The 14,821-nt window shown below is 54.9% G+C and carries 11 protein-coding genes and 1 rRNA gene; 8 read left to right on the top strand and 4 right to left on the bottom strand.

What is annotated here, in order from left to right; genetic code table 11:
• Window positions 1-2 precede the first annotated feature (2 nt).
• A 5S ribosomal RNA gene (gene rrf, locus AYI96_RS20050) occupies window positions 3-118 on the top strand.
• Window positions 119-831: 713 nt separating this feature from the next.
• Here rrf and AYI96_RS20045 read toward each other — a convergent pair.
• Window positions 832-3,675 carry a TonB-dependent receptor gene (locus tag AYI96_RS20045; protein ID WP_144362210.1) on the bottom strand — a complete coding sequence of 948 codons (2,844 nt, stop codon included), beginning with the start codon at window positions 3,673-3,675 and terminating at the stop codon, window positions 832-834.
• A 337-nt stretch (window positions 3,676-4,012) separates the two neighbouring features.
• Between AYI96_RS20045 and agaR the strand changes: the two genes are divergently transcribed.
• The 7 genes from agaR (at window position 4,013) to AYI96_RS20010 (ending at window position 12,307) form a co-directional block, all read left to right on the top strand.
• On the top strand, window positions 4,013-4,795 hold the full coding sequence (gene agaR / locus AYI96_RS20040; protein ID WP_144362209.1) for a transcriptional repressor AgaR: 783 nt from the start codon (window positions 4,013-4,015) through the stop codon (window positions 4,793-4,795).
• 14 nt (window positions 4,796-4,809) lie between these two features.
• Complete coding sequence (locus tag AYI96_RS20035) at window positions 4,810-6,180, top strand: Gfo/Idh/MocA family protein (protein ID WP_144362208.1); 1,371 nt, start codon at window positions 4,810-4,812, stop codon at window positions 6,178-6,180.
• Window positions 6,181-6,187: 7 nt separating this feature from the next.
• Window positions 6,188-7,462, top strand: a complete 1,275-nt coding sequence (locus AYI96_RS20030; RefSeq protein ID WP_144362207.1) for a class II D-tagatose-bisphosphate aldolase, non-catalytic subunit — start codon at window positions 6,188-6,190, stop codon at window positions 7,460-7,462.
• A gap of 4 nt (window positions 7,463-7,466) precedes the next feature.
• Window positions 7,467-8,672, top strand: a complete 1,206-nt coding sequence (locus AYI96_RS20025) for an SIS domain-containing protein (RefSeq protein WP_144362206.1) — start codon at window positions 7,467-7,469, stop codon at window positions 8,670-8,672.
• 3 nt (window positions 8,673-8,675) lie between these two features.
• Entirely contained in the window at window positions 8,676-9,680 is a 1,005-nt protein-coding gene (locus AYI96_RS20020) for an ROK family protein (RefSeq protein WP_144362205.1), read from the top strand.
• A complete protein-coding gene (gene nagA / locus AYI96_RS20015) occupies window positions 9,664-10,851 on the top strand; it encodes an N-acetylglucosamine-6-phosphate deacetylase (RefSeq protein ID WP_144362204.1) in 1,188 nt (395 codons plus the stop codon). The genes AYI96_RS20020 and nagA overlap by 17 nt, the downstream gene beginning before the upstream one ends.
• Window positions 10,852-10,939: 88 nt before the next feature.
• Window positions 10,940-12,307 (top strand): MFS transporter, encoded by a 1,368-nt coding sequence (locus AYI96_RS20010; protein ID WP_143078468.1) that lies wholly within the window; start codon window positions 10,940-10,942, stop codon window positions 12,305-12,307.
• Between the two features lie 4 nt (window positions 12,308-12,311).
• On the opposite strand, the gene AYI96_RS20005 is transcribed toward AYI96_RS20010, so the two are convergent.
• From AYI96_RS20005 to AYI96_RS19995, 3 genes are all read right to left on the bottom strand, one after another.
• The gene (locus AYI96_RS20005; protein ID WP_025009838.1) at window positions 12,312-12,614 is read right to left on the bottom strand and encodes an AzlD domain-containing protein; all 303 of its coding nucleotides are present in this window, start codon (window positions 12,612-12,614) and stop codon (window positions 12,312-12,314) included.
• Entirely contained in the window at window positions 12,611-13,381 is a 771-nt protein-coding gene (locus AYI96_RS20000) for an AzlC family ABC transporter permease (RefSeq protein WP_238399006.1), read from the bottom strand. Before AYI96_RS20000 ends, AYI96_RS20005 begins: the two co-directional genes overlap by 4 nt.
• A gap of 457 nt (window positions 13,382-13,838) precedes the next feature.
• On the bottom strand, window positions 13,839-14,821 hold a 983-nt coding region (locus AYI96_RS19995; RefSeq protein ID WP_144362202.1), incomplete at its 5' end, for an IS630 family transposase.

Here is a 14,821-nt window from a genome sequence, read left to right as displayed (position 1 = left end):
TGTCTGGTGACAATAGCATTGTGGTCCCACCTGATCCCATCCCGAACTCAGAAGTGAAACGCAATCGCGCCGATGGTAGTGTGGGGTCTCCCCATGTGAGAGTAGGTCATCGCCAGACGCCCAATAAAATGAAAATCCCCAGCACTCTGTGTTGGGGATTTTTCGTTTTAATAGCATTTTGATATGTCCACTCTCACATGGGGAAGATAAAGAGTCCGAACGCAGTGAGGCACAATCCCATGTGGAGTAGGGTGAGGTTGTCGTGTTTATCAAACTCAGTTTGATGCGACAAACGAACGCGCAGAGCTTGCTCGAAGCTGGCCATCGCCAGACGCCACTTTGGTTTTCACTTTTTACTCTTTATCAAAGAAATGAGTGAAGACAAAACAGTAACAAAAGGGCACTAGCTAAATGCTAGGGCTTTTTTATTTGTCTCGCTTCCAGCGAGCACGACTTAACATGCAGCCCAAAGCTGCTGGCGCAGTGTGTGCTCCTCAGCTCGCAGCCAAGCTGCTTCGCGCTACAGCCATCTATCAAGCTGTGCTTGATGAGCAGATGTCTTTCGCCCCCAAGTGAGATGCTGCTGTGGATATGTTGAGAATGGCTCGACTGGTTTATCTGGTCAGATTTATCGGGGGGATTACCTATCCAGTCTCTGGAGCACAGTGACTTCATCTGACCGCTATCCTCAATAAAGGTATTCGAGACTCAAGGAGAGAAGCCACCTGAATCAGGTGGCTTTCTGTATTTGGAACGAGTTTATACCCACCTTGGGTTTAGTGCAGCTTGATTCAGTCAGATGGTTACTTATGGGGATCCATTTGGCTCTGTTTAGAAGCTGCCGCGAATACCCACGGCTATCTGGGTACCGAAGCGTTCCAGATAATTCACCTGATCTTCGCGCTTGACGTAACCGGAGTAGCGGTTGTTGGTCAGGTTGGAGGCTTCACTGAACAGGGTCAAGTTGTCTGTGATGTCGTAGCTGATGCTGGCATCCAATTGGCCGTAGTCGTCTATCCAGGCCGGGCCGCCCCAGGCATCCGGATCCACCAGGAACTTGCTGCGCCAGTTATAGGCAAGGCGCGCCTGCAAACCATACTGCTCATAGTAGAGCACGGCATTGTAGGAGTTCTCGGACATCCCCTTGAAGGGCAGATCCTTGGCTTTCAGCTTAGGATCGTCATAACTGCTGTCCACATAGGTGTAGTTAAGCTGCCAGCCAAAGCCGTTGAACGGCTCAGGCAACCACTGTTCGAGGGATTGTTGCCAGGCAATTTCAAAGCCCTGCACTTTGGCACCGTACTGACCGGAAACCGGCTGGCTTACCAGGTAACGGTTGCCATCGACCTCCATGGGGGTCTTTTCATCAGAGATAAAGGAGTCGATATCCTTGATGAATAGGGCGCCGCTCAGTGAACTGCTGTCGCCGTAATACCATTCCAGCGCTAGATCCGCCTGTTTGGCCTGCTCGGGTTCAACCCCGGGATTACCGCGCACCAGAGTTGGTAAGCCCTGCTCCTGACTGGTGAAGTTGGGCGCGGCCCAGACTCTGAGCGAGTAGAGTGATGGGCGGCTCAATACTTCTGCGGCCGAGATACGCAGAAGCAGATCGTCCTGCAGGTTCAGCTTGAAGTTGAGGCTTGGCAATATATTGGTATAGCTGTCGCTGTAGTTTACCGGGCTGACGGTGCGCCAGTCATCGTTGAGCGGCTGACCGGCATCATCCAGCACTACTTTGCTCAAGTCATAGCCAAAACCTTCGGAATCGACTTGGGTGCGACTGGCCCTGACCCCCAGATTGAGCATATAGGGCAGATCGAACAGCAGCTCTTCAATAGTTATCTGCACATAGGCCGAGGTCACAGCCTCGCTTACCTCATAAGTACCGGCCTGATTGGCACTGGCTACTATGGCCTCATTGGCGGCATCGGCGTTGATGGAGCGGTAGTATTCCAGCAACTTGTCATAGTCAAAGCTGGGCCAGGGATCCGGTGAGATGCTGTTTTCGCCGTCGAGGAAGTTATCGAAGTTGGCGGGCACAAACACATTGCCCGGAATTTGGAACAGCTCAAACTCGCCTTGAGTGAAGACTCCCGAGCCGTCAAAAGCATAACCGTCGCGGGTTAGATAGTAGCCGCCGCGACTGAATTGGCTGGGTTTTTTCGATCTGAACTCATTCTGGCTCTTGACCTGCTTGACATAGTTTATCCCGGCATCCAGCTTGCTGATAAAGCCGCTTTCCGGCAAATACTGGGTCATCAGCTTAAGATCCGTTACCTTGTCATCCACGCCAGTGCCACTGTTTAGGCTGTAGTGGGCACCATAGGTCTGCTCGCTGGTGAGTCCCGGGCCTATCACCACATCCGGCAGCATCTGGCCATTGGTGTAGTCGATATCTATGCTGTCGACAAAGCCGCGGGCGACGATGAAGCGATTGTCGCCCTTGTTCTTGTTTTTGGCGGCCGAGTAGGCAAGATCGGCGGTGACCGACCAATTGGGGGTGATAAACAGCGCCGTATTCAGTGCCAGTTGGTAGGTGTCTGTCTTGCGCGGTGTGCTCAGGTTAAGCAGCTCCACCATAGTGTTGTCGCCCTGCTGGCGCATGGAAACCACTCGCCCCAGCTCATCGAACTGCGCATCGCTGAACAGCGGGGTACCCGGTGTCCACTCCTCGTCATAATTGACAAACCCTATCTGGTATTTGTGTCCATCGGTATTGTAGCGAGAGTAGAGGGCGTCGAAATTGACATCCAGATTATCCAGTGGCCGCCATTGCAGTGCCAGGGTGCCACCGATGCGTTCGCGTACGTCCTGGGCGTTGGCATAGTACATGTAACTGGGTATTTTGGAGGCGTAGATTTCGCCTTCATCAATCACACCATTGCCGTTGGTGTCTACCGGCACCCCGGCGCTGTCGACACCCCAGCCTTCCTCTTCATCGAAAAAACCATCGGCGGAATAGGTGTCGGCTCTGAGGGTTTTCTTGGAGTAAACGGCGGAAAACAGAGCGCCGAAACTGTCGTCATCGGACTTGTCGCCTATGATGAGAGATGCGTGCGGGTGCAGGTCTTCGGTGCGCGACTCATAGATACCCTTGGCCGAGGCTTGCAGGGTAAAACCGTCCAAATCCAAAGGCTTGCGGGTCTGAATATCCACAATTGCCCCTATGCCTCCTTCGGTGAGCCGCGCCTCGGGAGACTTGTAAACCGCCAGCACATTGACCAGCTCCGAGGCTATGGTGTCAAAGTTGAAGTCCCGCCCTGCGTTGTCCGACGCCAGTTTGCGACCATTGAGGGTAGTGATGTTGTAGCCGTCCCCCAGGCCGCGGATCAGTATGTTCTGTCCCTCGCCGCCGTTGCGGGTAATGGTCACCCCGGGAATACGTTGTAGTGCTTCGGCCAGGTTTTCATCCGGAAACTTGCCTATGTCATCGGCCACCACAAGATCCACCACTGCGGTGGCATTCTGTTTCAGAAACAGCGACTCCTTAATGGCTGAGCGGATACCCGTTACCTGGATCCTTTCCAGCTCGGCATCCTGCTGTTGAGCTGAGTTTTGTTGTGTTTGAGCCTTGTTTTCCTTGTCGGACTCGTCATTGGCCGTAACCGGCTGTGTTGCCAGCGCACTGGCAACTGCCAGGGCAATTAAGGCAGGTTGGGTGGCTAAGAGCTTCATGGGTTCCCCGCTGTTTGTTTTTATCAGGCTTAATGCCTTTCGCTTTTGTTGTTTTTCGAAAGCATTGGAAACAGCGAAATACTTTCGATTGCTTATTTATAGCGTTAAAAACTCTGGGTGATCAATAAAAAAATGTAAAATGTCTTTTAATTGTTTTCGGTTTGGTGCATAGTTTAGCTGGTTGAAAGTGAAAATTTGTTGTTGGTTTTGGCTTAAGTCGTTGTGGTATAAGAATTGTTGTTATGATTTGACGACGTTGCTAGTAGATTGAAAGCTTTCGAAAGCCAGTGCAGGTTCACCTGCTCCAGAGCGCAACAAACAAAACAGGAAGAGTGCAGTGAATAATCTCAACACTATTGAGAGGCAGCAGGAGATAGTCCGGCTGACCCAGCAACAGGGAAAGGTGTCGGTCACCGAGCTGGCAAATCGCTTCGGGGTCTCGGAAGTCACCATACGCTCGGATCTGGCGGTATTGGATCAAAAGCAATTGTTGGTGCGCTCCCGCGGTGGCGCCATGGTCAACTCCGACCTTATTCGTGAACTGTCACTGAAAGAGAAGGGCCACTGCTATTCGGCACTGAAGCAGGAGCTGGGCAAGGTGGCGGCCTCTTTGGTTAATGATGGCGACCGCCTGTTGTTGGACTCGGGCACCACTACCCAGCAAGTTGCGGCCAACCTCCTTGAACATCAAGATCTTATCGTGATGACCAACGGCCTTAACATAGCCACTGAGCTGGCGCGCTCCTACGACGTTGAGGTGATGCTCACCGGCGGCTTGCTGCGTAAGAAGTCGATGTCTTTCTATGGTTCCATCGCCGAGAAGAGCCTCAGGGATTACAACTTCAACAAGCTGATCCTCGGGGTGGATGGTTTTGATCTCAAGACAGGTCTCACCACCCATTTTGAGAAGGAAGCCAGTCTCAACCGCATGATGTGTGAGATTGCCAGCGAGATCATAGTGGTTACCGATTCATCCAAATTCGACCAACAGGCGTTTCATGTAATTTGTGCCAGTCGGCAGATCCAGCAACTGGTGACCGACAGCGGCATTCCCGAGCGCTATGTGGAAGAACTCACCAAGCAAGGGGTGCAGCTGCACCTGATAGATAAAAACAAATAACAAGGGGAGAAGTTATGTCTGGTTTTGATCGTCGTTCCTTTCTGAAAGCTTCGGTGGCCACAGCTGCTGCCTCGGCGCTGGCTGGCTGCGCCGCCAATGCCGGTTCATCTGCACTGGCACCCAAGGCCAGTGGCCGCTCTGTCATGGGGCTGGTGGTTCCGAAAATGGCCGAAGTGCGGGTGGGGCTAATCGGCGTCGGTGAGCGAGGTGTGGGGTTCATTCATCATTTCAACAACATAGAAGGTGCCAGGGTAACAGCTATCTGCGATACCGATCCCCTGGTCATAGAACGCGCCAAGAAGGTGATGAGTGACGCAGGCTTGGCCCAGCCCGGTTATTATTCCCAGGGCAAACACGCCTATCGTGAATTGTTGGCACGCCAGGATGTGGACATAGTGGTCATTGCCACACCTTGGGAATGGCACCACCCCATGGCCAAAGAGGCTATGCTGGCCGGTAAACACGCCTTTGTTGAAGTGCCTATGGGGATCACCATGGAGCAGCTCTGGGATCTGGTGGACACAGCCGAGCAAACCCAGCGCAACTGCATGATGATGGAAAACGTCTGCTACGGTCGCGACGAGCTGATGGTGCTCAACATGGTACGCCAGGGGCTGTTCGGCGAATTGCTGCACGGTGAGGCCGCTTATATTCACGAGCTGCGCTGGCAGATGAAGGAGATAGATCGCAAGACGGGCTCCTGGCGCACCAAGTATCACGCCTTGATTGACGGTAACCTGTATCCTACCCATGGCTTGGGGCCTGTGTCCCAGTACATGAATATCAACCGCGGGGACAGGTTCGACTATCTCACTTCCATGAGCTCTCCGTCGCTTGGGCGCGCAGCCTATGCCAAGCGTGAATTCCCCGCCGACCATGCCCGCAACAAGCTCAACTATATCTGCGGCGATATCAATACCAGTCTTATCAAGACGGTTAAAGGCCGAACCATCATGGTGCAACACGACACCACAACGCCGCGTCCTTACAGCCGCCATAACCTGATTCAGGGCACCAATGGGGTGTTTGCCGGTTTCCCCAACCGCATAGCGCTGGAGCAGGGCGGCAGTGGCAGCTTCCACCATTGGGACCAGGATATGACCCAGTGGTATGCCGAGTATGACCATCCGCTGTGGTTGCAGATGGGCGAGGCGGCCGAAAAGAACGGCGGTCATGGCGGCATGGACTTTTTAATGTGCTGGCGGATGATCTACTGCCTGCGTAACGGCGAGCCGCTGGATCAGGATGTGTATGATGGTGCGGCCTGGTCGGCGGTGCAGCCTCTGTCGGCGGCTTCAGTGGCCGATCGCGGTAACTCCAAGGACTTCCCCGACTTTACCCGTGGCGAGTGGCAGAGCGCCAAACCGCTTGGCATTGTAGGTTGAGGTAAGCATGTCTGCACTCAAATCCATTATTGAGGCCAACAAGGCCGGGCAGCAGGCGGGGATCTATTCCGTCTGTTCGGCCCAGCCACTGGTACTGCGCGCCGCTCTGCGTCATGCGGCGCGGCAACGGGCGCCCTTGCTGATTGAGGCTACGGCCAACCAGGTCAATCAGCACGGCGGCTATACAGGTATGACCCCCACCGATTTTATCGCCTTTGTGAAGAGCCTGGCCCAAAGTGAAGGTGTTGCCGAAGCTCAGTTGCTGTTCGGCGGCGATCACCTGGGGCCGGTGGCCTGGAAGCACCTGACTGCCGAGCAGGCGATGGCTGAGGCCGAAGCCATGGTGCGGGCCTATGTCGAGGCGGGATTTTGTAAAATTCATCTGGATGCCAGCATGGCTTGTCATCAGGAACAAACGCCCCTTGCCGATGAGGTGATTGCCGCGCGCGCCGCCAGACTGTGCCGCGCCGCAGAAGCGGCCAAGGCGCCGGGGCAACAGCTCTGTTATGTGATAGGCACTGAAGTACCCGCTCCCGGTGGTGTCAGTTCGCTGGAGGAGGGGCTGCAGGTCACCCCGGTCGCGGCGATGAAACACACCATTAGCGCCCACAAACAGGCCTTTGCCGCCGAAGGGCTTGGGGCAGAGGTTTGGCAGCGGGTGATTGCGCTGGTGGTGCAGCCGGGGGTGGAGTTCGGCAATGCCCGGGTACATCAGTATGATGATACGCTCACCAAAGAGCAGAGCCGCTTTATTCGCGAGCAGCCCAACCTGGTGTTTGAAGCCCACTCCACAGATTATCAATTGCCGGAGCATTACGCCCAGTTGGTGGCCGGCCATTTTGCCATTCTCAAGGTGGGGCCGCAGTTGACTTTTGCCCTGCGCGAGGGGCTGTTTGCCCTGGATCATATAGAGGCCTTGCTGGTGCCGGCGGCGAAACGCTCAGGGCTTAGAGCACTGTGTGAGCAGAAGATGCTATCTGAGCCCAAATACTGGCAGTCGTTCTATACAGATCCTGCGCTGCGGGATTGGCAACTGGGATTCAGTTACAGTGACAGGATCCGCTACTACTGGCCCGAATTGTCGCTGACCATAGACAAGCTGCTGGCCAATCTGGCAACCCCCATTCCCGAGCCTCTTATCAGCCAATATCTGCCGCTGGCCTATCCGGCCGTGGTCAGAGGCGAGCTGCTCGCCACTGCGATTGAGCTGGTACTCCATCATATCGGCTTGGTGCTTAACCGTTATGCCAGCGCCTGTCAGCCTGCTGCCATCGAAGGATAAATCAATGCAAGTCAGTGACCTATCAAAGACCCATTTGTATCCAAAATCTGCCGCCAACCCGCTTTGGCAAGCGCCGGAGAGTGGTAAATGGACGGCGACCGAGATAGCCCAGCAGCCGACACTCTGGCGCGAATTACAGGCCGATTTCAAACACAGGCAAGCGCAGCTCAGCGCTTTTCTCAACCCCTTGCTGGCCAAGGACAATCTGCGGATTATTCTCACCGGCGCCGGTACTTCGGCTTATATCGGCGAGGCGTTGGCAGCCTTTTTACAGCGGCAGCTCAGATTGCCGGGCCAGAGGGTGGAAGCCTTGTCCAGCACGGATATTGTTTCTCACCCCAGGCTGCATCTCAACCCGTTGCAGCCGACTCTGATAGTCTCCTATGGCCGTTCTGGAAACAGTCCTGAATCCCTGGCTGTGCTGGCGTTGGCCGATGAGTTGCTGACAGATGTCAGTCATCTGCTGCTGACCTGTAACCCTGAGGGAGCTTTGGCCAGCTATGCGGCCGAGCACAGTCACAAGGCTTGTTTGTGGTTGATGCCCCAAGATAGCCACGATCGCAGCTTTGCCATGACCAGCAGCTTCAGCTGTATGTATCTGGCGACCCTGCTACTGTTTGCCGAGGAAGACAAATCGTTATTCAGGGTGCTGACACTGACGGAGCAACTGCTCGAAACCCGGCTCGACGGGGTGCAGCAAACCGCGGCTCATTGCTGCAAGCGGATAGTGTTCCTCGGCGCCGGGCCCCTCAAGGCGGCGGCTCAGGAGGCGGCACTCAAGTACCTTGAACTGACTGCCGGTATAGTGATCAGCAGTTTTGAGAGTCCGCTGGGGTTTCGTCACGGCCCCAAGTCACTGGTGAATGAAGATACCCAGATAGTGCTGCTCGGCAGCTCTGAGCCCTATGCCAGAGCCTACGATCTGGATCTTCTGGCAGAGCTGCGCGCCGATAAGCGGGCGCTGGATATCTGTTATCTGAGTGAAGAGGCACTGGCCCAAGATGGTCAGGCCAGTCTGGAAGAGGCTTGGTTGACACTGCTCTTTATTGTTTACTGTCAACTACTTGCATTTTACAAGGCGTTAGAGCTTGGGGTGTCAGCGGATAATCCCTGTCCCAGCGGCCAGGTCAATAGAGTGGTGCAGGGGGTGAAGCTGCATTCGCTTGCGGTTTATACTCGGCCCGGCAGCCGGGATCACACAGAGGATTGAGCCATGTACTACGGTGTGGATATCGGTGGTACCAAGATAGAACTGGCGGTGTTCAGTCCACAAATGCGTCTGTTGGATAAATGGCGCATTGCGACTCAGGGTGACGATTATCAGAGCTTTCTGGCCTCGCTCGCCTTGCAGATAAGCGAGGCCGACAGGCGCTGGCCGGCCGAGTCCGGCATCCTGGGCACTGTGGGGATAGCCCTGCCCGGGGTGATCCGCGCCGATGGCACTGTGGTCTCCAGCAATGTGCCTTGCCTCAATCAGCGTAAAGTGGCCGAAGATCTGGGCGCCTTGTTGTCGCGTCCTGTGGCCCTTGGCAATGATTGCCGTTGTTTCGCTCTGTCCGAAGCCTTACTGGGAGCCGGGAAAGATCATGCCAGAGTGCTTGGACTCATACTCGGTACCGGGCTTGGCGGCGGGATCTGTATCGAAGGGCGGCTTATCACCGGCGCTCACTGTCTGGCCGGTGAGTTCGGCCATCAGGGCATGGCGGCAAGCGTGCTGTTGCGCCATGGCTTGCCGCTTTACGATTGCGGCTGTGGCCTCAAAGGCTGCGCCGAAACCTATGTCTCGGGCACAGGCCTTGGCCGTATCTACCGGGAGTTTGGCGGCGAGGGGGATACATACGCTTGGCTGGCGGCGCTGCGCGCCGGTGATGCCATAGCCAAACGCAGTTTCGATGCTTATCTGGATGCCCTGGGCAGTGTGTTGGCCGGACAGATCCTCAGTCTGGATCCGGACATCTTTGTCTTCGGTGGCGGCTTGAGCGAAGTGCCGGAAATTTTGGCGGCGCTGCCGCAGGCTACCGCCAGGCATATGTTCAAGGGGGTGCAGTTGCCCGAGTTTTGCGCCGCTCAATTCGGCGCCGCCAGTGGCGTTCGCGGCGCAGCCATGCTGGGAAAGGCGCTGGCGACTAGAGTGGAACAGAATAGCGTGAGCGCCAACGAGCAGGTAGCGGATATGGATACCCTGTTAACCGGAGGTTGGCATGAACAGCAACATTGACAAGGCCCCGTTCTGGATTGGTGCCGATGGTGCCCTGCTCGGGCCGCAAATGAGCCGCAGTAATGAGGTTTGGCTGCGGATAGTCGATGGCCGTATTCATACCATTGCCAAGGTGCCCAAGGAAGGTGAGGCGGCAACTCACTATGCAGGCCTTCTGGTTCCCGGTTTTGTCGACACTCAGGTCAACGGTGGTGGTGGCCGCATGTTCAACCGGAAGCCCTGCGTTGAGACCCTTAAGCTGATGTTGGACGCCCATGGCCGTTTCGGCACCACCAGCATGTTGCCGACGCTTATCAGCGACGATATCAGGGTAATGCAAGCGGCACTTGCGGCGGCCATCAGCGCCAGGGAAGCCGGTCTTGACGGCATAGCCGGGATCCATTTTGAGGGGCCGCATCTGTCACTGGAGCGCAAGGGTTGCCACAGTGAAGCCCGCTTAAGAGAGCTTGGCGATATTGAGTTGGCGCTCTACGCCGAGGCAGTGTCCCAACTGGGTGTTTGTGTGGTGACGCTGGCTCCGGAGAGGGTAGGGCCTGAAGATGTTCGCCGCCTGGTGGCGCTCGGTGTCAGAGTGTCTTTGGGGCATTCCAATGCCAACGCCGAGACCGTGATGGCGGCGCTGGATGCCGGAGCCAGCGGCTTTACCCATCTTTATAACGGCATGTCACAGCTGGAGTCGCGTGCCCCCGGCATGGTGGGAACGGCGCTCAGTGACCCAAGGGCATTTTGCGGCATTATTCTCGACGGTCATCATCTGCACCCGGTCAGCGCCACTCTCGCCTGGCGTGCCAAGGGGAGTCGACGTTTGATGCTGGTGACAGATGCCATGTCGCCAGTGGGCTCTGAAGAGCAGGAATTTGCATTTTTCGGCGGTAAAGTTGTGCGCCGCGGTACTGAGCTCAGGGATCTCAACGGCTCTTTGGCCGGTTCAGTATTGGAGATGACAACGGCAGTTCGCTATGCCGTCAAGGTGCTGGGGATCCCGCTGGAGCAAGCCGTTGCCATGGCCAGCAGCACTCCAGCCGCTTTTGCCGGGCTGAATGACAGAGGCATGTTGGCCGAAGGCATGCGGGCTGACTTGCTGCTGCTTGACGATGCCCTGTATCAGTCAAAGCGCTGGCAAGGCGGCAGGCTCGCAGCGGGCGCCGAAGTTCGCAGCAAAAGCGTTTGAAAATAAGCAGCTTCAAGGGACATCTGTCCTTGGCAGCAGCTGGATAATCATTGACAGAGAATAACAATAACAAGAGGAGATGCCGACAATGGACAATAACACCCTGAATAAAGGAGGTGGCACTTTACTGCCCATGGTGCTGATTGGAATACTCTTTTTTGTATTCGGCTTCGTAACCTGGCTCAATGGTGCACTGATCCCTTTTCTGAAAATAGCCTGTGAACTCAATGAGCTGCAAGCCTATTTGGTGGCCTTTGTATTCTATATCGCTTACTTCGTGATGGCCTTGCCCATGTCCGGGCTATTGACCCGTTTCGGTTACCGTGCCGGGCTACAGATTGGTCTTGGGGTAATGGCGAGTGGCGCACTGCTGTTTATCCCTGCGGCGCTGAGCCACACCTTTGGCCTGTTTTTGCTGGCGTTGTTTGTGCTGGGAACCGGCCTTACCATACTGCAAACCGCGGCTAATCCATACATTGTTTGCATTGGTCCGCGAGAAAGCGCCGCCATGCGGATTAGCTGTATGGGCGTGGTCAACAAGGGCGCCGGTTTTATTGTTCCTCTAGTGTTCAGTGCCTGGGTGCTGACAGGTATGGATGCTTTTACGCCGGAAGCGTTGGCACAGCTCAGTGAGCTTGAGCGCACTGCGGCATTGGAGCAACTGTCTGCCCGCTTGGTGCAGCCTTACCTGGCGATGGCGGTTGTCTTGGCTCTGTTGCTGCTGTATGTGCGATTTTCGCCTCTGCCCGAACTGCAACTTGAACAGGGCAGCCAGGTCAAAAGCTGTGACAGCTTGGTTCCGAGAACGGATTGGCGCGCCATTCTGGCCTATCCCCAGGCTATTCTCGGAGCATTGACACTCTTTATGTATATAGGTGCCGAAGTGATTGCCGGTGATAGCATAGGCCTCTATGGCCAGCATCTTAAAGTGGCCGAGTTTGGCATTCTGACCTCCTACACCATGGGATTTATGGTGCTTGGCTATTTGCTCGGCATACTCTTGATCCCAAGAGTGATGAGTCAGCGCAGCGCCTTGGTGGGCTCGGCGCTGGCTGGGTTGGTGTTTACTTTAGGGATCATGCTTGGAGATGAAACCAGCACGCAGCTGTCGAGTCTCTTGCTCGAACCTTTGGGGATAATGCCGCTGCCGGATCCCTTGCTTTACCTTGCGCTACTCGGCTTTGCCAACGCCTTGGTCTGGCCCGCTGTCTGGCCGCTGGCGCTGGAAGGGCTCGGCCGCCTGACTGCTGTGGCCTCGGCACTGCTCATCATGGGCATAGCCGGTGGTGCCTTGCTGCCCTTGCTCTATGGCGCCTTGGTGCACCAGGGTGTGCCCCATCAAAGCGCCTACGGGATCCTCCTTCCCTGTTATGGGATGATCCTTTATTACGCCGTTGCCGGCCACAAGCTGCGGGCCTGGTCGGGAGCGACCGCCACCAAAGCCGTGATTGACTGAGACCTCAGTAGATCCAGAAAAATACCGCCATGCTGACGATAGTGGTCAGCAGGGTGTTGCGGGTCAACAGTGCCAGTAAGGCCGCCAGCAGGGCGCAGCTGAGGTAGGGATTGCTCAGGCTCAGTTGCAACTCGCCGTCTCGCAGAAACACTATGGGGGCGAAGATGGCGCTTAATACTGCCGGCGCCGAAAAGCCAAGGAAAGCCTGGGTTTTCTTGCCAAGTCGTATCGGTAGCCCGGGCTCAAGCAGTAAATAACGGCTGAGTATCACCAACAGCGCCATGGTCAGTATGGTTAACCAAATCATGCCTGCTCCTTGCCTTTATCTTGCGTTGTTTCAAGCGGTTTAACTGGACTGCCGCCCAAGAGGCTTTGATAGAGATACCCCACAGCCATGGCGGTTACGGCGGCGATCAGCAGGCCACCCGGGATAGCCAGCGCTTCACACAGGACGCTCAGCAACATGGCCGTGAGCACACATAAGGCGGTGGCAATATTGACTATCCTCGGCACCACCAAAGCGATAAAGGTGGCTGCGATGGCAAAATCCAGTCCCAGAGAGCCGAGATTATCCATAGAGCTGCCGGCGAGAATTCCGGCCAGGGTTGCCAGATTCCAGCCAAGATAAAAACTCAAACCAGCTCCCAGGGCGTACCAGGGCCTAAGGGTACTTTCCTTGCTTTGATTGGCTACCGCAAAGAGTTCATCCGTGAGCAGAAAACCCAGTGTCAGGCGCCAGCGCAGTGGCAAGGGGCTGATGGCTGGACGCATCGCCATGGCATACAGCAGATGACGCGAGGTGATCAATGCCGTGGTAACCAAAATGGCCAGTAGGCCTGAACCTGCCTTTATCATTCCGAGGGCGACCAATTGCGCCGAGCCTGCGAAAACAAACAGGCTCATGGCTTGGCTCTCTAAGGCGCTGAGGCCGGTTTCCAGTGCCAGCGAACCGGCCAATATTCCCCAAGGGATAACAGCTAAAGTCAGCGGCATTACCGCCAGGGTACCCCGTAAAAATTCGCGGCTCCGGTTAAGTTCCTGAATGCGTGATGATTGCTGATTGTGAATGGTCAATCTTGACTCCATCTTGATGATTTTTTTGTTTTAACAAATTGGCCCGGAGTGGTGCCGAATGCCCGTTTGAATTGACGGTTCGAATGGCTTTGGTCGCAAAATCCTCAGTCCTGTGCCACCTGGATGGGGAAGCGCCCAGCCGCAACAACGTTCGCGCCAGAATTAATCTTGCCTGGGTTTGAGCCAAATTGTGCCCTGAACTGCCTGAGTAACACAAAAGGCGCAGTTGTACCAGACTGGCCAGTTCCTGGAGTGAGGTGTTACTGCTGCAACTGTGTTCCAGAAACTGTCTGGCCCTATTCAGCTGGGGGGCTGCCTGGACAGCTGCAGCGGGCTTCAGCCGACCGTGACGCAGCATCAACAGGCTGAGGTTAAGGCATTCAACAAAGTCATAAGACTGGGTATGCCTGTTCGCCAGAAAATCTCGTAAAGCAGCTGAAAGCCTAAATAAGTGTTCCTAATTGTGCTCCACGTTCATGAGACCATGCCCGCCACCAGGGAATGGTGAAGCATGGTCCATAAAGTACTTAACCCGCTCCATCAACTTCCAGATGTTTTTGCACTGATGGTTTCGGGTAACGGTTTCATGTAGTGCGTGCCACAACTGCTCCATTTTGTTGACCCAAGGTGAGTAAACCGGCTGAAATAACAAGATAAACTTTGGGTTTTGCTTGAGCCAAGCTTGAGTCTTTTTACTCTTGTGGATGATGTAGTTATCGATAATGAGCGTAATCGTTTGGGCTCGTCTGTACCGTCTTTTGAGTAATTTCAGCATTGAAAGAAATAGCATAGAATCCTTGCTAGAACTGGCGACATAACTGACTTTCCCCGTTCCTGTGTGTAGCGCACCTGCCAAGTATCGTTTGCTATTCTGTCCCGGCGTTGTCACTCGTTTTTGATGACCTTTATGCATCCATTCTGCGCCGATTTTTGGATTGAGATGGATATCAACTTCATCTTCATAAAATACGGGATGGTTTATATTGCAGCGTTTCAAAGCTGCCTTAATTTCCGCAAGCTTCTCATCTTTATGAGGATCTTTGATATGCAAGGTGGGAGCGGCTCTACGCCAAACAACGCCAAGTTTAGGCAACCACCGCCGAATCGTTGAGGGATGAACCTGCAGCGAAAATAAGCGGTTAACCTCAAGAGCTATTAATTCAGTACTCCAGCGGGAACGTTGGTATCCAAGCTCTTGGGGGGACAATTGAAGCAGTAGTTTGATTACACTCGTTATTTGTTGGAAAGGAAGCACACAGGAACGGCCTCTGGTTGAAGACTCCAGCCCCTCAATGCCACATTCAGTGTACCAACTGACCCATCTGTTGATTGAAGAACGCGCCGCAGCTATCAAGCCTGATACTTCAGTAACAGTACGTCCAGATGCCAACAAGAGAATGGCATTCAGGCGACGGCACTCGTCTTTATCTCTGGTTTTAT

It is taken from the genome of Shewanella sp. MSW, from assembly GCF_007636515.1.
In the GTDB taxonomy this organism is placed as follows: Bacteria; Pseudomonadota; Gammaproteobacteria; order Enterobacterales; family Shewanellaceae; genus Shewanella; species Shewanella indica.
The sequence above is the reverse complement of the archived record's forward strand: the minus strand, read 5'-3'. Positions and strand labels throughout refer to the sequence as shown.